General features: G+C 67.1%; 22 protein-coding genes. 7 read left to right on the top strand and 15 right to left on the bottom strand.

What is annotated here, in order from left to right; genetic code table 11:
• Positions 1–24: 24 nt before the first annotated feature.
• Genes FS388_RS08535 through FS388_RS08525 form a run of 3 tightly spaced genes read right to left on the bottom strand, consistent with a single transcriptional unit; the run spans position 25 to position 2,943 of the window.
• Positions 25–1,410 (bottom strand): adenylate/guanylate cyclase domain-containing protein, encoded by a 1,386-nt coding sequence (locus tag FS388_RS08535; protein WP_371708171.1) that lies wholly within the window; start codon positions 1,408–1,410, stop codon positions 25–27.
• Entirely contained in the window at positions 1,400–2,044 is a 645-nt protein-coding gene (locus FS388_RS08530; RefSeq protein ID WP_146341036.1) for a PH domain-containing protein, read from the bottom strand. Before FS388_RS08530 ends, FS388_RS08535 begins: the two co-directional genes overlap by 11 nt.
• Positions 2,045–2,085: 41 nt before the next feature.
• Complete coding sequence (locus tag FS388_RS08525) at positions 2,086–2,943, bottom strand: biotin--[acetyl-CoA-carboxylase] ligase (protein ID WP_146341035.1); 858 nt, start codon at positions 2,941–2,943, stop codon at positions 2,086–2,088.
• Positions 2,944–3,057: 114 nt separating this feature from the next.
• Between FS388_RS08525 and FS388_RS08520 the strand changes: the two genes are divergently transcribed.
• From FS388_RS08520 to FS388_RS08505, 4 genes are read left to right on the top strand one after another with little or no spacing between them, the layout of a single operon-like run.
• Complete coding sequence (locus FS388_RS08520; protein ID WP_146341034.1) at positions 3,058–4,662, top strand: acyl-CoA carboxylase subunit beta; 1,605 nt, start codon at positions 3,058–3,060, stop codon at positions 4,660–4,662.
• Entirely contained in the window at positions 4,659–4,988 is a 330-nt protein-coding gene (locus tag FS388_RS08515) for a hypothetical protein (RefSeq protein ID WP_146341033.1), read from the top strand. Before FS388_RS08520 ends, FS388_RS08515 begins: the two co-directional genes overlap by 4 nt.
• A complete protein-coding gene (locus tag FS388_RS08510) occupies positions 4,985–5,716 on the top strand; it encodes a nucleoside triphosphate pyrophosphatase (RefSeq protein ID WP_146341032.1) in 732 nt (243 codons plus the stop codon). The genes FS388_RS08515 and FS388_RS08510 overlap by 4 nt, the downstream gene beginning before the upstream one ends.
• A gap of 1 nt (position 5,717) precedes the next feature.
• The gene (locus FS388_RS08505; RefSeq protein WP_146341031.1) at positions 5,718–7,505 is read left to right on the top strand and encodes a biotin carboxylase N-terminal domain-containing protein; all 1,788 of its coding nucleotides are present in this window, start codon (positions 5,718–5,720) and stop codon (positions 7,503–7,505) included.
• A 12-nt stretch (positions 7,506–7,517) separates the two neighbouring features.
• Here the strand turns inward: FS388_RS08505 and FS388_RS08500 are convergent, their stop codons facing one another.
• Together FS388_RS08500 and FS388_RS08495 are read right to left on the bottom strand one after the other, a co-directional pair.
• The gene (locus FS388_RS08500) at positions 7,518–7,823 is read right to left on the bottom strand and encodes an MTH1187 family thiamine-binding protein (RefSeq protein ID WP_146341030.1); all 306 of its coding nucleotides are present in this window, start codon (positions 7,821–7,823) and stop codon (positions 7,518–7,520) included.
• A gap of 93 nt (positions 7,824–7,916) precedes the next feature.
• A complete protein-coding gene (locus FS388_RS08495) occupies positions 7,917–9,365 on the bottom strand; it encodes an MFS transporter (RefSeq protein WP_146341029.1) in 1,449 nt (482 codons plus the stop codon).
• Positions 9,366–9,501: 136 nt separating this feature from the next.
• Between FS388_RS08495 and FS388_RS08490 the strand changes: the two genes are divergently transcribed.
• Positions 9,502–10,731 (top strand): phosphatidylserine/phosphatidylglycerophosphate/cardiolipin synthase family protein, encoded by a 1,230-nt coding sequence (locus tag FS388_RS08490; RefSeq protein WP_146341028.1) that lies wholly within the window; start codon positions 9,502–9,504, stop codon positions 10,729–10,731.
• 7 nt (positions 10,732–10,738) lie between these two features.
• Here FS388_RS08490 and FS388_RS08485 read toward each other — a convergent pair whose 3' ends face one another.
• From FS388_RS08485 to FS388_RS08470, 4 genes are read right to left on the bottom strand one after another with little or no spacing between them, the layout of a single operon-like run.
• Complete coding sequence (locus FS388_RS08485) at positions 10,739–11,497, bottom strand: ABC transporter ATP-binding protein (RefSeq protein WP_371708167.1); 759 nt, start codon at positions 11,495–11,497, stop codon at positions 10,739–10,741.
• Positions 11,494–12,555, bottom strand: coding sequence for an iron chelate uptake ABC transporter family permease subunit (locus FS388_RS08480; protein WP_146341938.1), 1,062 nt, complete (start codon positions 12,553–12,555; stop codon positions 11,494–11,496). The genes FS388_RS08485 and FS388_RS08480 overlap by 4 nt, the downstream gene beginning before the upstream one ends.
• Positions 12,555–13,598, bottom strand: a complete 1,044-nt coding sequence (locus tag FS388_RS08475) for an ABC transporter permease (RefSeq protein WP_146341027.1) — start codon at positions 13,596–13,598, stop codon at positions 12,555–12,557. Before FS388_RS08475 ends, FS388_RS08480 begins: the two co-directional genes overlap by 1 nt.
• Before the next feature lie 17 nt (positions 13,599–13,615).
• Complete coding sequence (locus tag FS388_RS08470) at positions 13,616–14,725, bottom strand: siderophore ABC transporter substrate-binding protein (RefSeq protein ID WP_146341026.1); 1,110 nt, start codon at positions 14,723–14,725, stop codon at positions 13,616–13,618.
• A gap of 162 nt (positions 14,726–14,887) precedes the next feature.
• On the opposite strand from FS388_RS08470, the gene FS388_RS08465 reads away from it, so the two are divergent.
• Positions 14,888–16,144 (top strand): SAM-dependent methyltransferase, encoded by a 1,257-nt coding sequence (locus FS388_RS08465; RefSeq protein ID WP_146341025.1) that lies wholly within the window; start codon positions 14,888–14,890, stop codon positions 16,142–16,144.
• A 36-nt stretch (positions 16,145–16,180) separates the two neighbouring features.
• On the opposite strand, the gene FS388_RS08460 is transcribed toward FS388_RS08465, so the two are convergent.
• From FS388_RS08460 to FS388_RS08445, 4 genes are all read right to left on the bottom strand, one after another.
• Positions 16,181–16,834: a copper resistance CopC family protein gene (locus FS388_RS08460; RefSeq protein ID WP_146341024.1), complete on the bottom strand. Its 654-nt coding sequence runs from the start codon at positions 16,832–16,834 to the stop codon at positions 16,181–16,183.
• A gap of 72 nt (positions 16,835–16,906) precedes the next feature.
• On the bottom strand, positions 16,907–17,530 hold the full coding sequence (locus FS388_RS08455; RefSeq protein WP_146341023.1) for a hypothetical protein: 624 nt from the start codon (positions 17,528–17,530) through the stop codon (positions 16,907–16,909).
• 36 nt (positions 17,531–17,566) lie between these two features.
• The gene (locus tag FS388_RS08450) at positions 17,567–19,129 is read right to left on the bottom strand and encodes an MFS transporter (RefSeq protein ID WP_146341022.1); all 1,563 of its coding nucleotides are present in this window, start codon (positions 19,127–19,129) and stop codon (positions 17,567–17,569) included.
• A gap of 168 nt (positions 19,130–19,297) precedes the next feature.
• Complete coding sequence (locus FS388_RS08445) at positions 19,298–20,359, bottom strand: GTP-binding protein (RefSeq protein WP_146341021.1); 1,062 nt, start codon at positions 20,357–20,359, stop codon at positions 19,298–19,300.
• 49 nt (positions 20,360–20,408) lie between these two features.
• Here FS388_RS08445 and ykgO point away from each other — a divergent pair, with 49 nt between their 5' ends.
• Entirely contained in the window at positions 20,409–20,531 is a 123-nt protein-coding gene (gene ykgO / locus FS388_RS08440; RefSeq protein ID WP_146341020.1) for a type B 50S ribosomal protein L36, read from the top strand.
• Positions 20,532–20,603: 72 nt separating this feature from the next.
• Here the strand turns inward: ykgO and FS388_RS08435 are convergent, their stop codons facing one another.
• Entirely contained in the window at positions 20,604–20,756 is a 153-nt protein-coding gene (locus FS388_RS08435; protein ID WP_146341019.1) for a zinc transporter permease, read from the bottom strand.
• A gap of 34 nt (positions 20,757–20,790) precedes the next feature.
• On the bottom strand, positions 20,791–21,081 hold the full coding sequence (locus tag FS388_RS08430) for a helix-turn-helix transcriptional regulator (protein WP_146341018.1): 291 nt from the start codon (positions 21,079–21,081) through the stop codon (positions 20,791–20,793).
• Between the last annotated feature and the right edge of the window lie 32 nt (positions 21,082–21,113).

The raw sequence follows: 21,113 nt of genomic DNA, 5'->3' as shown, positions 1-21,113 counted from the left end.
TCTGTGATGCTCCGGCACCTCCTGTTACCAGGCTGTGATGTCCGCCTCATCGAGCATGATTCCGCCGCCTTCGGAGCGGAGCAGCATCGATGGCACGACCTCTCCGAAGCCGCGCACCACGCGTGGGTGCTGCGGCACCAGCAGGTATGAATCATTCTCCTCCAGGGCATCGGCAGTGGCGGTGTCCACCAGCACCGTGCCTGGATCGGCGAGCGCAGTGAGCCGTGCCGCCAGGTTCACGGCCGGCCCATAGATATCCCCCATGCGCGAGAGCACCCGGCCCCACACCACCGAGACCCTGGCCTGGGGCAGAACGTCGTCGGCTGCGATCGCCTCCGCCAGGGCCAGGGCAATCTCAGCCCCCGCCTCGGGGGTCTCGGCGTTGTAGAAGACCTCGTCCCCCACGGTCTTGACCAGCCGTCCGCCGCCGATGCTGATGATCTCGGCGCACTTGGACTCGAACCGCTGGACCATCTGGGCCAACGTGCGCTCGCTCATCTGCCGCGACAGCGAGGTGTAGGAGACCAGGTCGGCGAAGCCCACGGCGCGGGCCAGAGGGAGGGATGCGTCGGTGGCCTGCTGCGCCCCCCGACCCCGCTGAACGGCTGCCAGCCCGGACTCCACGCGGACCGTCAGACGCTGGAGGCCTGCTGAGAGCTGGCGGCGCCAGGCGTAGGACATCAGCCGCTGCAGCGGCTCGATCAGCTCGGGCAGCGTCTCGACCACGTGCGTGCGCGCTTCGGCGTCGTCGTAGTCCTCGTTGGCGATCTTGTCCTCGACCAGCGCTTCGATCTGCCAGACCACCATGCGGTCAGTGGTCTGCCCCACCGATCGGGTGAGGCTGATGGCCGTCTCCTCGTTGAGCAGCCCCCGTCGCACGAGATCGACCATGGTGGTCAGCGCCTCTGCGTCCGCCGCGGTGAAGGCTCTCACCTCGTCCTCGAGGTTGGGGAATCCCAGGGCCCGCCACAGCTTCCGCGCCGACCGGGTGGAGACCCCCATGTGCTCCGCCATCTCGCGGTACGTGAGGGTGCGCTCGGCGCCGAGGAGGCGAGTCTCGAGATCCCGGATGCGCCGATGCCATGTCCGACTCACGGTGTCGGCCTCGACCTGCATAGGAGTGGGCACCGGGATGGCGGCGGTCTCCGGATGGCGCGCGTAGTCATCCTCGGGCTCGTCAGCGAGTCCTGCGCCGGAGAAGGCTCCAGCCTCCGACGTCTGGGACAGCCCCGGATTCGCGGAGGCTGCTGCGGCCGCAATCTCGGCCGTCCCCCTCTGCTTGGGGGCGGGAAAGTCCGACCAGTCGGCCCGAGCCGCCTCGAGCTCCTTGTCGGTGAAGGAGCGCCGGCCCACTGCATCCATGACACCGGTCTCCCCGGCCATGTAGTCCGGGCCGGGCTCAGTAGCCATGACCGGCCGCGTAGGGGTGCGCCCGCATCTGAGCAGGCGAGAGCTGTCCGGGCTGGGGGCGGCCCGGCGGAGGGCCCCCGTAGCCGCCGAACTGCGGCTGGGCACCCATGTGCTGGCGAGCCGCCTGGCGGCGGTAGTCCTGAAGCTGCTGAGCCACCAGGCCGTGGAGGCGGGCGGCGTCGGGCATGTCCTTCAGCTTGGTGCGCTGGTACTGGTCATACGCGCCGTGGGTGAGGACGATGTCGCCCGCGTCGAACATCTCCTGGGCCTTCGACTGCCGCCAGTCAGCGCCGGTCACCAGCCCCAGGGGAACCACGACGGCGTTGGCCCCGCCGACGATGTTCTTCTGCACCACCCGATGGGTGGTCAGGTATGTGAAGCGATTGAGCCAGCTGAGCACCGGCTTGATCGCGCCGAAGAGAAGAAGGAGTCCCCCGACCGCCCACACGATGAAGATCCCGATGTGGCTGTAGTGCTGCACGAAGGCAGGCTGCGACGGCCGCCCCAAGTAGCCGATGAGGAACATCATGACCGCGATGGTCGCCAGCATGCTCACCAGCGGCGGGATCAGGGCCCGGAAGTGGGCGCGCGCGCGGACCACCACCTGCTCGTCATCAACAAGCTTCAGCAGCACCGAAGGCACCTCCTTCACGGGTCTTTGGGTCTGAGAGCAGTCTACGTGTCGCGTCTGAGATGCACGACGTCTCCGGCGTAGAAGCTCCGGGGCCCCTGCGCCGTCTCCACGGTCAGGGCCCCGTCCTCCTCCACGCGCACGGCTGTGCCCATCACCCGCTCTTCGCCGGGGAGATGGACTCTCACCTGCTGGCCGATCGTGCTGATCCTCTCCACGATCATCGGCCGGACCGGCGCGATGTCACCGGCGCGCTCCGACAGAGCGCTGAGGCGCTGGAAACGACTAAGCCACGCAATGAGGAGGTCGGTCCTCACGTCGTCGGACAGAGGAGCCCGACTCTCGAGCAGCAGGGATGCGGCGGTCTCGGTGGGCAGGTCCTCCTCGCCCAGCAGGACGTTGATGCCGCAGCCGACGATGACAGCGTCCCGCGCACCGGGGGGAGCAACCGCCGCACTCCCCGCGATCTTGCGGCCCGGCTCATCGCGTGCCGCCCCTATCAGCACATCATTGGGCCATTTGAGCGACGCATCGAGACCGTAGTCCTCGTCGAGGGTCTGCACGAGCGCGAGTCCCGAGACCAGGCTCAGCCAATGCCGCTGCGACGCAGGAAGAGAGGGCCGGAGCACCACAGATGTGGAGAGGCTTGCGCCCCTCGGCGATGCCCAGGCACGTCCCGTGCGACCGGCACCCGCTGTCTGCTCCTCCGAGGTCAGCACCGACGCGTGAGGCCACTGCTGGGCGAAGTCCTCCCGACGAGCCGCCTCAACAAGGTCCGCGGTGGTGGAGCCCGTCGAGTCCACCCGCACCACGCGGCTGCAGACCCCGGAGCCGACCAGCTCTCGCTGCAGCCGCCCCTCATCAAGCGGCGCCCACGCCCGCACCGACTCCCTGCTCTCCATGACGATCACATTAGACGGTCCGCAAGATTTGTAGGGGGTCCACAACGGAGCACTGTGATGCGGTGCATAGACTGACGTCAGTTTTGTGGATTTCCGACGAAAGCGCGTGCTGATATGACCTCTGAGCCCGACTTGAAGACGACCGCCGGCAAGCTGGCCGAGTTCCGCCGTCGTCGCGACGAGTCCCTGGCCCCCGCGGGTCAGGCCGCCGTGGAGAAGCAGCACAACCGCGGCAAGCACACCGCCCGGGAACGGGTGGAGATGCTCCTCGACGAGGGCAGCTTCGTGGAGTTCGATGCGCTCGCTGTGCACCGCTCAACATCGTTCGGCATGGACGCCAAGCACCCCATCGGCGACGGCCTGGTCTCCGGATACGGAACCGTCGACGGGCGCCTGACGGCGGTCTACTCGCAGGACTTCACCGTCTTCGGCGGATCTCTCTCGAAGGTCAACGGCGAGAAGATCGTCAAGGTTCAGGAGTTCGCAGCCCGCAACGGCTGTCCCGTCATCGGCATCAACGACGGCGGCGGAGCGCGCATCCAGGAGGGCGTGGCGTCGCTGGCGATGTTCGCCGACATCTTCCGCAACAACGTGCACTCCTCCGGCGTGGTCCCGCAGATCACCCTGATCATGGGGCCATCGGCCGGGGGTGCGGCCTACTCGCCGGCGCTGAACGACTTCATCATCATGGTCGACAAGACCAGCCACATGTTCATCACCGGCCCAGACGTGATCAAGTCCGTCACCGGCGAAGACGTCGACATGGAGTCCCTCGGCGGGGCCCGCTCCCACAGCACCACCACCGGCACGGCCAGCTACATGGCCCAGGACGAAGAGGACGCCATCGAGTTCGCCAAGGAGCTCCTCGAGTTCCTTCCGCTGAACAACCTGGCCGAGGCCCCCGTGGACCAGGAGGCTCTCGACGCCTATGAGACCCGCCCCAAGGTGGAGCCTGAGGATGAGGCCCTCAACGAACTCGTCCCCGACTCAGCGTCTGCCCCCTATGACATGACGGAGCTGGTCGAGCAGATACTCGACGACGGCCACTTCCTGCAGCTGCAGCCGATGTACGCGCCCAATGTGATGATCGGGTTCGGCCGCGTCGAAGGACGCAGCGTCGGCGTGGTCGCCAATCAGCCGTCCCAGTTCGCCGGCACCCTGGACATCTCCGCCTCGGAGAAGGCTGCCCGCTTCGTCCGCTTCTGCGACGCCTTCAACATCCCCGTGCTGACCCTCGTGGACGTCCCCGGCTTCCTGCCCGGCACCGACCAGGAGTGGAACGGCATCATCCGCCGCGGCGCGAAGCTGCTCTACGCCTACGCTGAGGCGACCGTTCCCAAGATCACCGTCATCACGCGCAAGGCATTCGGCGGCGCATACATCGTCATGGGCTCCAAGAAGCTGGGCGCCGACGTGAACCTGGCGTGGCCCACCGCCCAGATCGGCGTGATGGGAGCCCAGGGAGCGGTCAACATTCTCCACCGCCGCGACCTGGCGCAGACCGAGAAGAGCGGCGGCGACGTCGAGGCGCGGCGCACCGAGCTGATCGACGACTACGAGGCCGAGCTGCTCAACCCCTACCAGGCCGCCGAGCTGGGCTACATCGATGCGGTCATCGAACCTGCGGAGACCCGCTGGCAGGTGGCCAAGGCGCTGCGAGCCACCTTCCACAAGCGTGAGACCCTCCCCGCCAAGAAGCACGGGAACATTCCGCTGTGAGCGCCCTGGATTCCGGAAGCGGGCTTGCCGCAGAGACTCTCACCGGCGAGGCAGCGGCTGACGCCGGCCCCGAGGAGGCCGGCGCGGGTCCCGACGAGCCCCAGCTGAGCATCACCGGGGCGCAGCTGTCGTACGAGGAGACGGCCGCCGTCGTCAGCGTGATCGCCTCACTCGCCGGGGCGGACAGCGACGAGAACGGAGATGCCGGCCAGACCGGACCCCGGGACCGCCGTCTGCAGCGTCGTCGCAGCCTGACCTTCAGCCGCATCGGACTGTGGGGGCGCCCGGGCCCAGAGTCCTGGAGAAGCGCAGGGGTCCCCCGATGAGCGCCCGAGCGAACCGCCCGCGGCTCATCCTCGCCTCCGCGTCCCCCAGCCGACGGCAGATCCTGTCCGATGCGGGCATCGACTTCGACGTGGTGGTCTCAGACATCGACGAACGCATCCTGGTCGAGCAGGCGGTGGAGGCGGGCGGACCGGTCTCGCCGGCCGAAGAGGCCCTGATGCTCGCCCAGGCCAAGGCCGAGGACGTCGCCTCCCGGCCCGAGGCGCGCGGAGCCTTCGTCCTGGGCTGCGACTCGGTCTTCGAGCTGGAGGGCGTCGCCTACGGCAAGCCCTACGACGTGGAGACCGCAGTGGCACGCTGGCACCGGATGCGCGGAACCACCGGCACCCTGCACACCGGCCACTGGCTGGTGGAGGCGACGCCCCACGGCTCCAAGGCCCGCCACTGGGCCGGGGCCGGGATGGAGGTCCTGCTGGGATCGACCCCGGGCGACACCGGCCAGCTCGAGGCGGCGGCGGAGACCGTCTCCTCAGACATCACCTTCGGCCGCCCCAGCGACGAGCAGGTCCGCGCCTACTGCTCCTCCGGAGAGCCTCTGCACTGCGCAGGAGCCTTCACCCTCGAAGGCGGAGCGGCCGCATTCATCGACCACGTCGACGGCGATCGGGACGCCGTCATCGGGGTCTCCCCCGCGGCTCTGGCACGACTGCTGGAACGGATGGGCCGCACCGTTCAAGACTTCCGCAACGACACGACGAAGGACGCCTGAGATGACCGAGTTCTCCAAAGTACTGATCGCCAACCGCGGGGAGATCGCGGTGCGCATCATCCGCGCCGCCCACGACGAAGGCCTCCTGGCCGCGGCGGTCTACGCAGAGCCCGACCGCGACGCGGTGCACGTGCACCTGGCCGACGAGGCCTACGCACTCGGCGGAGAGTCTGCGGCGGAGTCGTACCTCAGCATCGAGAAGATCATCGACGCCGCCCGCGCCACCGGCGCCGACGCCGTGCACCCCGGCTACGGATTCCTCTCCGAGAACGCCGACTTCGCCCAGGCCGTCATCGAGGCCGGGCTGGTGTGGATCGGGCCCTCCCCCGCGGCGATCAGCAAGCTCGGCGACAAGGTCACCGCCCGCCAGATCGCCGAGAAGGTCGGCGCCCCCCTCGCGCCCGGCACCAAGCAGCCCGTCAAGGACGTCCAGGAAGTGCTGAAGTTCGCCGACAAGCAGGGCCTGCCGATCGCCATCAAGGCAGCCCACGGCGGCGGCGGCCGGGGCATCAAGGTGGTCCGGGAGCGCGACGAGATCGTGGAGCTCTACGAGTCCGCGGTCCGCGAGGCCACCGCCGCCTTCGGCCGGGGCGACTGCTTCATCGAGAAGTTCCTCGACCGGCCCCGCCACGTGGAGACCCAGTGCCTGGCCGACGCCCACGGAGATGTCGTGGTCGTCTCCACCCGCGACTGCTCGCTGCAGCGGCGCAACCAGAAGCTGGTCGAGGAGGCGCCTGCTCCGTACCTGTCGCGGCAGCAGACCAGGCAGCTCTACCGAGCCTCGAAATCCATCCTCAAGGAGGCTGGATACACCGGCGCCGGGACCTGCGAGTTCCTCATCGGACAGGACGGCACTCTGAGCTTCCTCGAGGTGAACACCCGGCTGCAGGTGGAGCACCCCGTGACCGAAGAGGTCACCGGAATCGACCTGGTCCGCGAGCAGTTCCGCATCGCACGCGGAGAGAGGCTCGGCTACGACGACCCCGCTTCACGGGGCCACAGCATCGAGTTCCGGATCAACGGCGAGGATGCTGGACGAAACTTCATGCCCGCCCCCGGAAGCCTGGACCGCTTCGACGTCCCGTCCGGACCTGGCGTGCGCGTGGACTCGGGCGTGCGGGCCGGAGAGACGATCTCCGGGAGCTTCGACTCCATGGTGGCCAAGCTGATCGTCACCGGCTCCGACCGCAGGCAGGCCCTGCAGAGGGCGTCGCGCGCGCTGCAGGAGATGCAGGTGGAAGGCATGCCCACGGTGCTTCCCTTCCATCGCCTGGTAGTCAGGGACGAAGCCTTCGCTCCTGAGCTGAGCGAGGAGTCCCCTGCCTCCTTCAGCGTGCACACCCGCTGGATCGAGACCGAGTTCGACGGTGAGATCACGCCGTTCAACGCCCTGGCCGCCCACGCCGGAGGATCGGAGTCCGAGTCCCGCGAAGACGTCGTCGTCGAGGTCAACGGCAAACGAGTCAGCGTCTCAGTCCCCAGCAGCCTCGCCAACGGCAGACTCGGGGGCGGCGCGTCCGTGAGCTCCAAGAAGGCACGCCGCAAGCGCACAGCCGCGACGACGGCGGCAAGCGGAGACGCTCTCACCTCTCCCATGCAGGGCACTGTGGTGAAGGTGGCCGCATCCGACGGCGACATGGTCGCCGAGGGCGACCTCGTCGTGGTGCTCGAGGCCATGAAGATGGAGCAGCCGATCTGCGCCCACAAGTCCGGAAAGCTCAAAGGCCTGAAGATCAAGCCGGGCACCGGAGTCAAGGGCGGCGACACCATCGCCACCATCGCCGACTGATGCCGGACGGGGCTATTCGCTCAGCTTCTGCTCCACACGCTCGACCTTGTCCCTGAGCTGGTTGGTGTAGCCGGGACGGATGTCTGCCTTCACGACCAGGCTCACCCTGGGCGAGACCGCCACTACGGCATCGGTGGCCTGCCTGATCACGGAGAACACCTCGTCCCACTCGCCCTCGATCGTGGTGAACATGGACGTCAGCTCGTAGGGCAGGCCCGACTGCTTCACCACCTTCACTGCTGCCGAGACGGCGTCGCTGACTGAGCCGTCGTCGGAGGCCGAGGCGGAATCTGGGGCAACGGAGAATGCAGCTAACATGCCTGCCAGGCTACTCGGGAGTCCAGGCATGAGGAAGGCCCCCGCCCCGCTGGGGGTGGAGGCCTTCCTCATAGCCGATGCGCCGCTCGCCGATCAGGCCGAGAGCTTCTCCTCGGTGTAGAGCGAACGGTGGTTCGTCTCCGGCGAGAAGAGCAGGCTGATCATCGTCAGGCTCGCCAGGAACACCAGGTAGAAGCCCACAGCGTGCACCCCGTAGCTCTGGACCAGGTAGCTGGCCACCGGCGGGGTCGCCGCTGCACCGAGGATGGACGAGAGGTTGTAGGCCACCCCCGAGCCGGTGTACCGGGTGTTCGTCGGGAACAGCTCCGGAAGATATGCCGACATCGGCCCGAAGGTGAGCCCCATGAGCGCCATGCCGACGCTGAGGAAGGCGAACATCTGCCAGACGTTCATGTCCGCGCCGGTGCCCAGGACCTCCGGTCCGATGAACAGGCCGAAGCTGAGGCCGAAGACGATGATTCCGGACGTGGTGGTGATCAGCATCCGGCGTCGGCCGAAGCGGTCCGCGAGCCGGCCGGCGATGGGGATGAAGATCGCGAAGAGCACTATGGAGACGATCTGCAGTCCCAGGAACGACTGGTAGTCGTACCCCAGAGAGCCCACGGTCTCAGGCTGGACCGCGTAGGTCACGATCCATGTGGTCATGATGTAGAAGAGCCCATAGGTGGCCAGCATGATGAAGGTGCCGAGGATGATCTCCCGCCAGTTCTTGCTGAACACTTCGCCGATGGGCGCTTTGACCTTCTCGTTGTTCTTCAGCGCCTTCGCGAAGACGGGGGTCTCCTCGATCCGCAGCCGGATGTAGAGCCCCACGGCGACCATGATCAGGGAGAGGATGAACGGCACACGCCATCCCCACACCAGGAACGGGTCGTCCAGGGCACTGGTGCCTGCCGCGGCAGCATCGGCCAGGTTGAAGTCGAAGCCGACGGCCAGGGCCAGGAACAGTCCGTTGGCGAGGATGAAGCCGAAGGGTGCACCGAGCTGGGGCCACATGGCGGCCTGGGCACGCTTCCCCGGGCGGGCGGTCTCCGAGGCGAGCAGTGCCGCGCCGGACCACTCGCCGCCCAGGCCGAGGCCCTGGCAGAAGCGCAGCACCGTCAGCATCGCCGGAGCCCACAGCCCCACCTGGTGGACGGTGGGCAGCAGGCCGATCAGGAAGGTCGCGATGCCCATGATCAGCAGCGCGCCGACCAGGGTGACCTTGCGGCCGATCTTGTCGCCGTAGTGGCCGAAGATCACTGCGCCCAGCGGACGTGCCAGAAAGGCCACGCCGAAGGTGGTCAGCGACAGCAGCACAGCAGTGCCCTCATCGTCGCCGTAGAAGAACAGCAGCGGGAAGATCGAGGCGGCCGCCGTCGCGAAGATGTAGAAGTCGTAGAACTCAATCGTCGTGCCGATGAGAGAAGCGGCAATGATGCGTCGACGAGGCGTCCTCAGGTTCTCGTCGGCGATCAGGTCGTGCTGGTTGGGGTTCGCCTCAGGTTCTGCGCTGAGAGCGGTGTCGGCAGTGTTGGGCATAGCTGTGGTGACTCGTTCGTCTCGGGAATGGGAAAACTGAGAGATCCTAACTCTCGGCGCGCCCGTGTCACAGGATCCTGCCCAGAAGTCCGACTGCTGGACTCTCCGGTCTGCGGCACTCGGTAGGCTGGAGCGCATGGCAGGGAAGCTGATGAAGACAGCCGCGGCGGGAGCGGCGACGCTCGCGGGAGCTCAGGCTGCCGTTGTCGGGGGCCTGCTGCTCTGGGACAGGCATCGGCAGAAGGAGCGGGGATCGCGCCGCCCGCCGCAGCCCGGGCTCTTCGGCACCGAGGTCGAAGAGTCTCAGATGACGATCTACACCGCAGGCGGCCCCCTGTTCGACGACATGGTCGCTGCGATCGACAGCGCCCAGACGTCAGTGATGCTGCAGACCTATATCTGGCAGAACGACGCCGTCGGCCGACGGATCATGGATGCGCTGAATGCAGCCGCCGCACGCGGTGTCCAGGTGTACGTCATCTACGACCTCTACGGGAATCACACGGTGCCCCGCTCCTTCTTCGGGCAGCTGGATCCTCGGATCTCTTCCCACCGGATGCCGCCGCTTCAGTCCCAGATCTGGCGCGGCCCGATCCGCTACACCGGCCTCAGCCACTCGAAGATCCTGGTGGTGGACGACGAGACCGGCTTCGTCGGCGGATTCAACATCGGCGACGAGTTCGCCCGCGAATGGCGAGACACCCACGTTCGGGAGGTCGGCCCGGCTGTCTGGGACCTTCGACAGGCTTTCGCGAATGTCTGGAACGAGGGCCGAAGCGGAAGCACGCGCATCGGTTGGATTCCTCCCCAGTCTTGGAACCCCAGGGTGCGCGTCGCATCGAACCTGCCGGTGCAGCTGGTCTATCCGATCCGCCATATGTACCTGAAGGCCATCGAGCGTGCAGAGGACAGGATCTGGCTCACGACGCCTTACTTCGTCCCAGACCAGCAGGTGCTCAAACCGCTCATGCGAGCGGCCCGTCGCGGGGTCGATGTCCGGATCATGCTCCCGAAGGAGTCCAACCACGTGGTCGTCGACTGGGTCACGCGCGGCTTCTACACAGACATGCTGGAGGCGGGGGTGAAGGTGCTTCTCTACACGCCGGCCATGATCCACTCCAAGACCGCGACCATCGACGGCGTCTGGTCCACCATCGGCACCGCGAACATTGACCGGCTCTCACTGGGCCTGAACTACGAGACCAACCTCGAGGTCATCGATGAGGGCTTCGCGGCCGAGGTGGAGAAGGTGTTCGAGGCCGACGCCGAGCACTGCGAACTCCTGACAGCTGAGGAGTGGCAGCAGCGCCCGCAGGCGGTGCGCGCCGTGGAGCTCGCCCTCCTCCCGCTGCGCGGCATCCTCTGAGCCCAGCTCAGTAGTAGACCGCCAGCGGACCGTGGGGTCCTTCGATGACGCTCACCTCCGTGTTGAAGATGTCCGAGAGCACCTCATCGCGCATGATCTCAGCAGGGGTGCCGTGCCGGACCACCTGGCCGTCCTTCATGGCAAGGATCCTGTCCGAGTAGTGCGCGGCGAAGTTGATGTCGTGCAGCACGATGACGATGGTCCTGCCGAGCTCGTCAGCGGCCCGCCGCAGCTGCTTCATCATCGCTGCCGCATGCTGCATATCGAGGTTGTTCAGAGGCTCGTCCAGGAGCACGTAGTCGGTGTTCTGCGCCAGAACCATCGCCACGTAGGCCCTCTGGCGCTGGCCTCCTGAGAGCTGGTCCAAGTACCGGTTCTCCAGGTCCGTCAGGTCGAGGAAGTCGATCGCTTCGGAGATGTATCGCTCATCGCCGAGCGTCAGCCGGCCCCGGGAGTGCGGGAATCGGCCGAACCCGACGAGCTGGCGCACGGTCAGCCGGGTGACGAAATGATTCTCCTGCCGCAGGACGGAGAGGATCGTGGCGATCGTCCTGGACGGGGTGCTCGCCACATCCTGCCCGCCGACCGTGATCCGGCCGGTGTCGATGTCGAGCAGCCGGCCGATCATGGTGAGGATGGTGGACTTGCCGGCACCGTTCGGGCCGACCAGGGCGGTCACTCCTCCGGCTTCGATCTCCGCGGAGACCGGGCCGATCCTCACGGTGTCGGAGTAGCTCTTGGCGACCTCGGTCAGTGTGATGCTCACAGGCGCCCCTTTCTCATGAGGACGACGAGGAAGACCGCGCCGCCGATCAGCTCAACAATGATGGTGACGGCTCCGCCGGCGTCCCAGATGTGACGCAGGACGAAGTAGCTCCCCGCCAGAATGGTGTACGCAAAGAGCACCGCCATGGGGAAGAGCATGCGGTGCGAATAGGTGTCCCCGAACTGATAGGCCAGGATCGCACCCAGAAAGCCCAAGAACATCATGGGACCGGTGAGCGCTGTGGCCGCAGCCACCAGCAGGGACACCAGCGCCATGATGACGATCAGCTCCCGCTTGTAGCTGATGCCGAGGTTCAGTGCGCTGGTTCTGCCCAGGGCCATCACGTTGAGCGTGTTGGCTCGGATCCACAGCAGAGCCGCCACGGCGAGCACGATGGGGATGGCGTACGGCAGGTAGTCCGATCGCGCGTTGGAGATGCTGCCGAAGAGGCGTGCCTGAAGAACGTCGAACTCGCTCGGGGTGAGCATCCGCTGCATGAAGCCGGACAACGAGCCGAGGACGCCTCCCAGGACGACTCCGACGAGCAGCATGATGTGGACATTCGAGAACTTCCCGCCCAGCAGCCAGGTGTAGAGGACCGTGGCGAGCAGCACCATGGCGGCCATCTGAAGAAGAAACGGGACCACACCCACCAGCGCACTGGCCCCGCTGACGCCGAGCAGGAAGACTGCCGAGGTCTGGATCACCGTGTACAGGGAGCCGAATCCCATGATGCCCGGCGTCAGGATCCGGTTGTTCACAGCCGTCTGGAAGGCGACCGTAGCCACGGAATGGCAGATGGCCACCACGGCGATGGTGATCAGGGAGTCCCGCCTCATGTCCACGATGAGCCACCACGGCCGCGAGCCGGCCTCAGCAGGGTTGTTCCAGGTCATGATGCCGAATGTGATGCCGACGGCGAGCACCACCAGCGCAGTCATCGTCATCGCATAGCGGCGCAGGTGGCGCCGGTCGGCGACCGGGCCCGAGCGCCGCTGAGGACCTGCGGCTCCGGTGCTCGCCTCGGCGCGCGCTCGGCTGTCGGCTGTCTTGAGCATCACGCGGCCAGACCGCCCTTCCGCCGTTGGCGCAGCAGCAGTCCGAGGAACACGGCACCGCCCACCAGCCCGAGCACCATGCCCACTGGGATCTCGAAGGGCGCGATGATGACTCGGCCGATGAGATCGCAGACGGTGACGGTGCAGATGCCCACGAGCACCACCCACGGCAGGTTGGTGCGGAGGTCGTCGCCCCGGAAGAGGGCCACCATGTTGGGCACCACCAGGCCGAGGAAGGGCAGCACGCCGACCACGGTCGCGGTCACACCCGTTGCGACCGCGACCATGGACGTGCCCATGAAGAGGACCATTCCGTAGTTCAGCCCGACGTTGGTCGCCATGTCCCTCCCCAGTCCGGCAACGGTGAACTGATCAGCGACGATGAAGACCAGGACCGTGACGCCGAGGACGATCCACAGCAGCTCGTACCGGCCTTGGATCACCCCGGTGAAGGATCCTTGGAACCAGATGGCCAGTGTCTGCAGCCGGTCGGTCATCAGGGCGAGGTAGGTCGTCGCCGAGGAGACGACTGCTCCGAGCATGATGCCGATGATGGGCACGATAAGACTGGACTTCAGGGAGACTCGACGCAGGAACGCGAAGAACACCATCGTCCCGATGAAGGACATGACGACGGCGCCGATCATCCGCTCGAAGAGGGTCGCACTGGGCACCAGCCACATCATCAGCACCAAGCCCAGGCCTGCCCACTCGGTGGTGCCCATCGTGGACGGCTCGACGAAGCGGTTCTGCGTCAGCAGCTGCATGATGACCCCGCACATCGCCATGGCCGCACCGGTGAGCACCAGCGCGGCCGTGCGGGGCACGCGCGTGATGCCGAACATCCAGAGGTTCTCCCACTCGTCTCCGCCGAAGACGTCGAACTGCCCGGTCAGGAGGGAGAGAACCAGCAGTGCGACGGTCACCAGGATCGCCGCCAAGAACGCCGGGGTCCACAGCCGCTTGTGCCGCCGGGTCCGCACATCCTCCACCAGGATCTCCCGGCTGGTCTGCGAGACGTCTTGGCGCAGAGTGGTGGTCATCAGAGAGCTTCCGACCTCTACTGGGCGCCCTCGAGGGCGTCAGCGAAGTCGTTGAGGAAGTCGGTGTAGGCCTGGACGTCCTCAGTGAGGTACATGCCCTGCGGCATATAGACGATCTGGTCCTGCTCGATCGCGGAGGTCTCCTGCAGGGCGGGCGAGTCCGCGATGAGGTCCTCGGCCGGGGTGTACTCCGGGTCCTCGGGGTTCATGCCGTCGCGATCCAGCACGATGATCCAGTCCGGATCCGCGTCGGCAATGGCCTCCACCGAGATGTCATCCCCCTCGTGGTCGCTGGATTCGTCCTCCACCTCAAGGGCGGGCTCCAGGTCGAGCTCCTGGAAGATCTCGGCAACGGCGCGGCCTTCGTTGGGGCCTGCATAGTTGATGTCGCCGCCGGAGGTCAGCAGACCCATCACGGTGTCCTCACCGCTGTACGCCTCGGATGCACGCTCGATGGCGGCGTCGAGGTCGTCGATCAGCGCCTGGGCCTCATCCTCGGCGGCGAAGATCGTCCCGATGCTCTGTGCCTGCTCGCGCAGACCGTCAAAGAGGGTCTCGGGGTCTTCGAGCGCCTCGCTCCATTCCAGGATGACGCCGTCCTCGGGCATCAGGGCGGCCATGTCGTCGTAGTACTGGGAATACCGCTGACCGGTGATGACCAGGTCCGGCTCCGCAGCGGCGAAGACTTCGAAGTCGGGCTCCTGGTGGTTTCCGGTGTCGAGGATGTCCTCATCGTCGGCATAGACCTCGTGGATGTGGGACTGCATGAGCCCTCGGGCGGCGACGTCCAGCTCCACGCCCAGATCCTCCAGGAGGCGGAAGGTGCGGTTGTCGAACGCTCCGACGGAGTCGATCTCGTCGAGACTGATGTCGTGGGTTCCGTGATCGTCCTCGATCTCGACGGTGCCGCCGCCCTCCTGGGCACCATTCTCCCCCTCGGCCTCCTCCGCACCGTCGGAGTGGCCCGCGTCCTCTGCCGCGGTGTCCGCGCCGGCCTCAGCCTCTTCGGCTTCCTGCTCACCATTGTCGCCGCAGGCGGTGAGCGCCAGGAGAGCCACCGCCCCTGCGGAGAGCAGCTTGGCCAGTGTCGTCGTCTCGCCGGACGTCGCAGCGGGTGGAGTGATCATCGAAGGCATACCGTCCTCATCGTCAAATTTACTTAGCCTGTCCTAAGCAGAAAAGAGCATATGCGTGCGCGGCATCTTCGGCAACAAGGCGACCATTGCGTTACACAAATGTTGCGAAATGGCTCAGGGCGCTTCGGCGCCGACCTCCTATAGCGTGGCCCCGTGTCAGATACCGAACTCAAACCGGTCCTCAGCCCCGAGGGGTGGGAGCTGCTGAACTCCCTGCCGCCCTACGACGCCGCCAGCTCCGCAGCGCTGAACGCGCGCCTGCGCAAAGAGGGGTGGGACCCCAGCACCGTGGCCGCAGCGCTGACGCAGTCGCAGCTGAGGGCCGAAGCCCGGCCCAAGTTCGGGGATGCTGCGGCCCGCATGCTGCTCACCCGAGAAGGGCTTCAGCAGTCCACCAGGCGTTCTGCCGCAGCCCGCCACGCGGCTCGGGTTCGCGATGGGGCGGAGCACGTCATTGACCTCGGGTGCGGGCTCGGAGGCGATGCCATGGCCTTTGCCGGCGCAGGGCTGAAGGTGACCGCAGTGGACGCCGATGAGACCACGGCGGCGGCCGCCACGATGAACCTGCTGCCCTTTCCGGAAGCCAGCGTGCTGCATGCGGAGGCACAGGACGCCCTCCGCGAGGCCGATCCCGCGGCCGCGCTGTGGTTGGACCCTGCTCGCCGTGATGCACGATCGCGGCTGTGGGACCCCGAAGACTTCTCCCCACCCCTGAGCTTCGTCGCCGACCTGGCAGCCACCGGGGTGCCGATGGGCGTCAAACTGGGTCCCGGCATGCCCCACGACCTGATCCCAGCTGGCTGCGAGGCCGAATGGGTCAGCGTCGACGGCGAGCTGGTCGAGGTGGTCCTGTGGTTCAACGGCCTCGCTCGCACGGGGGTGCGACGAGCTGCGACCGCCCTCTCGGACAGGGACGCGGAGCGTTCGGTCACGGAGCTGACATCCTCGAGCGACTTCGGCGAGGGAGTGCACCCTGAGGCTGCCGGCAGAGACGGTCTCACGGGAGTTCTGTGGGAACCGGACCCTGCCGTGATCCGCGCAGGCCTGGTGGCCGAGCTCGCCGAATCGCTCGGGGCGGTCCTGCTGGATGAGCACATCGCCTACATCTGCGGACCGGTGGATCACGCTCCTTCGAACCTCGCACCGATGACCCACGGCTACCGAGTCCTTGAGGTGCGCCCGTTCAAGCCCAAGGCGCTGCGCCGGTGGGCGGCCGATGAGGGTGTCACGTCGCTGGAGATCAAGAAGCGCGGGGTCGACGTGGTGCCCGAGCAGCTTCGCTCCCAGCTTCTGGCCGGTCGGCACCGCTCCGCATCTCCCGTGCATCGAGTGCTGGTGATCACGCGCGTCGGGAACGAGCGGCTCGTCGCGATCGTCGAACCCCTCGGCCGAGGGGCCGGCCGGCGCTGACAGTGCAGCACCCGCCGGCCGCCTCAACGCCGCAGGTCAGCTGCGGTCGTCGCGCCTGAGCCTGCGGCGCAGAAGCACAGCTGCCGCAGCGACCGCTGCGAGCGCTCCCAGACCGATCAGGATGGGCCACCACTGGCCGCCCTCATCAGCGTCGTCCGCCGTGAGGTCCGCATCGTCATCGTCGTCTCCCGCAGCGGGCGCGTCGGCATCCGCCTCCTGATCCTCCTCCGCCGGCTCGTTCTGACTGTCCTCCTCGGCGGCCACTTCGCCCTCCGGCTCCTCCGCATCGACCTCGAACTCAAAGCTGAGCTCCTCATCGTGACCGTCCAAATAGACCACGCGATAGAGAACTTCGTACTCCCCGCTGGGCAGTTCCTCGGCAAGGTCGGTGCGCATCGTGGAGCCCTCGACCTCAGCCGGCTCTGCGGAGGCCCAGTTCTCCTCCTCCTCGTCCAGCACCCAGATGTCGTTGGTCACCGCATCACCCGTGGTCAGCCCGTCGCCGGAGAACTCGAGCACAACCTCCGACGGAGGGGCGTCAAGGATTTCGCCCGCTTCGGGGTTCGATCCGATCAGCGAGTCATGGGCGTGGGCGGGGACCACCGTCAGGCCGGCGAGGGTCAGCGCACCGGCGGCGGACAGGGCGACGACGGCGGGCAGGTGGGCAGAGCGATGCTCATAGGTTTTCATGTCATGTCCTTCTCTCAGCAGGCGCTGCGACTGCGCCCTGGGCGGGCGCAGGCAGCTTAAGGTCACAGTTCGTCAGTGCTGATGGGAGAGGGGTGGGCCACGCGTGGGGCATGGGCCCTGGACGTCAGAGCTGGGTCGGGGCAGCCGCGGAGACCGCGGCATCTGAGGCAGCCGCGCCTGTGCCGGCAGCGGGCCCGCACCCCAGAGATCCAAAGCGATCGGGGCTATGCCGAACATCCGGCTCAAGGCGGCCAGGACGCTCTCACCGCGGCGCAGCAGCAGGTACGTGACCAGCGCTGCCGCAGCATGGGACGCAGCCATCCACACGTCGGACGGATGCGAGGCCGACTCAAACCCGCCGGAGACCGTCACGAAAGCTGCATGATGAGCGTGGGGGCCCTCGGCCGATCCGTGCTGGAGGCTGCTCGCCTCTGCCGCCGGCAGAAGCACGAACAGCCCGTGCAGCGCCGCCTGACTGGCCAGCACGGCGAGCGCCAGCCGAAGCCGAGACAGTCTCGCGGCGGTCAGCGCGGTGCTGATGGGAGCCGCGACCGCCACGGCCAGAAGAATCACCACGGGGTGGGGCCCGTGATGGCCTCCGAGCACATGAGCCAGGGCGCCGACACCCACTGCGCTGGAGGCGATGAGCAGCCCGCGCAGAAGTCGCGCGGCGGGGCTCATCTCGGGCGCACTCATCAGCTTCATTCTAGCGGCGACCCCAAGGGTCAGGCGTCACTCCTCAGTGCCCTGCGGGCTGCGGTCTCGGCGGAGAATGATCCATACCAGGATTGCGGTGATCAGCACCAGGGCAGCAGTAAGGAATCCGGTGAGGCTCACAGCATCGGCGAACGCGCTCTGGGCGCTGGCCCACAGCTCCGACCCCACTGGGCCTCCGATGCGCTCAGCCACCACCGAAGCTCCGCTGATGGTCTCCGAGGCTGCGGAGACGTCTCCCGCAGCGGCCTCCTCAGGCGCAGCGCTCGTCAGCTGCGCCCGGTAGCCGGTGCTGAGCACACTCCCCAGCACTGCAATCCCGAGTGCGCCTCCGAGTTCGTAGGCTGTCTCCGAGATGGCGGACGCGGCGCCGGCACGGTGGGGCGGGGCCGCGCTGAGCACGGCGCTGTTGGTCACCGTTTCGGCCATTCCGCTGCCGAGGCCGACGGCGGCGAAGGCCAGCAGGGCCAGCAGCACGCCGTCCTGGGCCGGAAGCTGCGAGATCAGGGCCAGCCCCGAGGCCGACACGGTGAGGCCTCCGGCGATCACCGATCGCAGGGAGAAGCGGCGGGCGATGGGGATCACGATGAAGCTGGCCAGCACCGAGATGGCCAGGCCGGGCACAAGCACGAGGCTTGCTCGCAGAGGGCTCATCTCGTAGCCGGACTGCAGCAGCTGCGTGAGGAAGAACAGAGTTCCGACCAGCGAGAAGATCAGCATGAAGTTGGTGACGATGCCGGCGCGGAACCTCGGCACCGCGAAGAGCGAGAGGTCTACCAGGGGGTGGTCCAGCCTGCGCTGCCTGCGGATGAAGACGCCGACCGCCGCCGCGCCCATCAGCAGCGCGGCGACGCTGATGACGGTCACCTCACCGGCGGCAAGCCGCTTGAGCCCGTAGACCGCCATGAGCATTCCCGTCAGGGAGAGCAGGACAGAGGCCGCATCGATGCGCCCCGGGTTGGGGTCCTTTGACTCGACGACCAGCAGCGGCACGGCGATGAGGATCAGGGCGACGACGGGCAGGTTGATCAGAAATACCGAGCCCCAGAAGAAGTGCTCGAGCAGCACTCCCCCGAGGATGGGGCCGAAGGCCGCACCTGCCGAGAAGGCCGAGGCCCAGACCGCGATGGCGACCATGCGCTGACGCTCGTGGGGGAACAGGCTGCGGATCAGCGAGAGGGTGGAGGGCATCAGGGTCGCTCCGGCCACACCGAGAAGGGCCCGGGCTGCGATGAGCATGCCGGCGGTGGTGCTGAAGGCGGCCAGCGCTGAGGCGATCCCGAACGCGGCGGAGCCGATGAGCAGCAGGCGCCGGCGACCGATGCGGTCACCGATGGATCCCATAGTGATCAGAAAGCCGGCGATGAGGAACCCGTAGATGTCCACTATCCACAGCAGCTGCTCGCTGGTCGGAGCCAGGTCTGCGGAGAGATGGGGGACTGCGAAGCTGAGCACCGTCATGTCCACCGCGATGAGGATGACGGGGAGCACCAGCGTAGCCAGGCCCAGCCAGGCGCGCAGTCCGGCACGTTGGGCGGGCATGCTCTGGGGCTGCGGGTGGGCAGAAGTCTGCACAGTCATATGCACCGTTGCGACGGCCGCATGGGACGACAGATGCGGCGGCGCGAGATCAGGCTGCGAGCCGGCTGGGGCGGATCGCCGGCGTGAGGTGGTCGTCCTTGCGGGAATTCCCGCCGGAGCTCACCCTAGCAGAGGAACCGTACGTTTGTAATGTTTGGTCCCCGTCCCTCACCCGTCGGCCTCAGAGCTCGTCGCCCACCCCGGAAAGGGGTCGGCGAAGGAGGACCACCTGCTCGGCCCTGCGGCGAGCTCCTCATCCGTCAGGAGCGCCTCGTCGAGGGCCGATGTCAGACCCTCGTGGTCAAGGTCGATCCCTGTCAGGGCAAGGTCCTGCCCGAAGGCCAGAATCTCCTCAGGGTCGGTCATCTGGTGGTCGAACGTGAGGGGACTCATGGAGAAGAGCGTGCCCACATGCTCCCAGTGCGCTGTGATGTGCGGGCGCGTGGCCAGCCGGCAGAAGCCCGAGGAGCGAATGAGCTTCCCAAACTCTTCGTGCTCCACGGGCCCGTCCAGAAGCGCCTTCAGGCGCTTCGGGTGGAACGCCCGCGGAGTCTCGTACCTCAGCGACAGCACCCGCGGGTGATCGTGCGCCGGCCTGAAGTCGCTGTTGAGCAGGCAGACCCACCCTGGGCGGGTCTGGTCCTGAGTGTAGAGCTGGCCGCTGCGCCCGGCGGGCTCCTGCCGGGCTGTCACGATGGCGGCGTGCGGGCTGAGGTGGCTGATCAGCCCCTGCAGCAGGCCGATCTGCTGAGCGCTCAGCCCGTCGCTGCTGACGAGAACCACAGCGGAGGCGTATTCGATCTGCTGCACCATCAGCTGGGCACGCGCTGTGAAGCGCGCCTCGTCCCGGACGCCCCGGCGCGTCAGGTCGGTGACCACGTAGTCCTCACCGCGCAGGTCTGCAATCAGGTGCAGGGCGTCGACGACCGCGATGATGCCGCTGAGCTGAGTGCCCCCGCCCGGGTCTGCATACTCCCCGATGAGATGGGTCATATCGGCGTGCAGCGGCGCCTCCACGACCGCGTCGCGCGGGTCGGCGGACAGGGCTCGCCCGTGCAGCCATCGGACGACCGCATCGGGGTCTCCGGCGATGCGGCTGGCGTCGAAGAGCACGCGGCCCTCGCGCCTGGCCAGGCTGCGGGCGTACTGATGGCGCTCCGGACCGCATGCTCCAGCGACCACGGTCACATCGGCCTTGCACTGCGCGCGGGGGTTGCTTGCGTCATCCATCCGTCGTAGATTACATGCTATTGCATCTCATTCTCAACAGGAGGTCGACATGAAGGTCCGGAAATCACTGCGCTCCCTGAAGAATCAGCCGGGCTCACAGGTGGTGCGACGGCGCGGCAAGACGTACGTCATCAACAAGCGAAATCCACGCCTGAAGGCGCGCCAGGGCTGAGCTCCCTGGGCATGACTGTGCCCGAGCCCTTCAAGAAGCGGGCTCGGGCACAGTGCTGCTCAGCGACGGCGCTCAGTGCTCGTCGTAGTGGTCACCGTGCTCGTGGTGACGGTGACCGTCGTGGATGTAGTCAGTGTGTCCGTCGTGCACAACGGACTCGTGACCGCAGGAAGGACCGTGCTGGTGCTCGGTCACAGTGTGCTCGGCGATGGTGCATGCAGCCATGATGGCCTCCTTCTGCGGCGGGGCCGCGACGGAACTATTTCTCTTCCTGCGCGTGAGCCACGGCATCGTCGACCACGTGAGCCACATGCTGGTCGGCGAGATGGTACTCCACCTCACGACCATGGCGGCCCGCGGTGACGAGTCCGGCCTGCTTCAGAGTCCGCAGGTGCTGTGAGACGAGGGGCTGCGACATTCCTGTCGCCTCCACCAGCGCTCCCACAGTCCGCGCCCTCTGTCCGATCAGCCTCACCAGCCAGAGCCTCGACTCATTGCCGAGAACTTTGAAAAGCTCAGCCGCTTCAGCCAGACCCGGCTCATCGCGCACAGTCCTACCCTCCCAGACATATAAAGAGATTG

Origin of the sequence: Nesterenkonia sp. NBAIMH1 (assembly GCF_007922635.1) — a bacterium.
GTDB classification, from domain to species: Bacteria; Actinomycetota; Actinomycetes; order Actinomycetales; family Micrococcaceae; genus Nesterenkonia; species Nesterenkonia pannonica.
Note: the sequence above shows the minus strand (reverse complement) of the source record. Positions and strands in the feature narration are given on the sequence as shown.

Bases quoted from the DNA above. Each gene is read 5' to 3' on its own strand.
- FS388_RS08445 (WP_146341021.1), bottom strand. From the start codon at position 20,359: ATGGATGACGCAAGCAACCCCCGCGCGCAGTGCAAGGCCGATGTGACC.
- FS388_RS08450 (WP_146341022.1), bottom strand. From the start codon at position 19,129: ATGACTGTGCAGACTTCTGCCCACCCGCAGCCCCAGAGCATGCCCGCC.
- FS388_RS08470 (WP_146341026.1), bottom strand. From the start codon at position 14,725: ATGATCACTCCACCCGCTGCGACGTCCGGCGAGACGACGACACTGGCC.
- FS388_RS08490 (WP_146341028.1), top strand. From the start codon at position 9,502: ATGGCAGGGAAGCTGATGAAGACAGCCGCGGCGGGAGCGGCGACGCTC.
- FS388_RS08480 (WP_146341938.1), bottom strand. From the start codon at position 12,555: ATGCTCAAGACAGCCGACAGCCGAGCGCGCGCCGAGGCGAGCACCGGA.
- FS388_RS08525 (WP_146341035.1), bottom strand. From the start codon at position 2,943: ATGGAGAGCAGGGAGTCGGTGCGGGCGTGGGCGCCGCTTGATGAGGGG.
- FS388_RS08455 (WP_146341023.1), bottom strand. From the start codon at position 17,530: ATGAGTGCGCCCGAGATGAGCCCCGCCGCGCGACTTCTGCGCGGGCTG.
- FS388_RS08535 (WP_371708171.1), bottom strand. From the start codon at position 1,410: ATGGCTACTGAGCCCGGCCCGGACTACATGGCCGGGGAGACCGGTGTC.
- FS388_RS08475 (WP_146341027.1), bottom strand. From the start codon at position 13,598: ATGACCACCACTCTGCGCCAAGACGTCTCGCAGACCAGCCGGGAGATC.
- FS388_RS08510 (WP_146341032.1), top strand. From the start codon at position 4,985: ATGAGCGCCCGAGCGAACCGCCCGCGGCTCATCCTCGCCTCCGCGTCC.
- ykgO (WP_146341020.1), top strand. From the start codon at position 20,409: ATGAAGGTCCGGAAATCACTGCGCTCCCTGAAGAATCAGCCGGGCTCA.
- FS388_RS08500 (WP_146341030.1), bottom strand. From the start codon at position 7,823: ATGTTAGCTGCATTCTCCGTTGCCCCAGATTCCGCCTCGGCCTCCGAC.
- FS388_RS08505 (WP_146341031.1), top strand. From the start codon at position 5,718: ATGACCGAGTTCTCCAAAGTACTGATCGCCAACCGCGGGGAGATCGCG.
- FS388_RS08495 (WP_146341029.1), bottom strand. From the start codon at position 9,365: ATGCCCAACACTGCCGACACCGCTCTCAGCGCAGAACCTGAGGCGAAC.
- FS388_RS08460 (WP_146341024.1), bottom strand. From the start codon at position 16,834: ATGAAAACCTATGAGCATCGCTCTGCCCACCTGCCCGCCGTCGTCGCC.
- FS388_RS08520 (WP_146341034.1), top strand. From the start codon at position 3,058: ATGACCTCTGAGCCCGACTTGAAGACGACCGCCGGCAAGCTGGCCGAG.
- FS388_RS08435 (WP_146341019.1), bottom strand. From the start codon at position 20,756: ATGGCTGCATGCACCATCGCCGAGCACACTGTGACCGAGCACCAGCAC.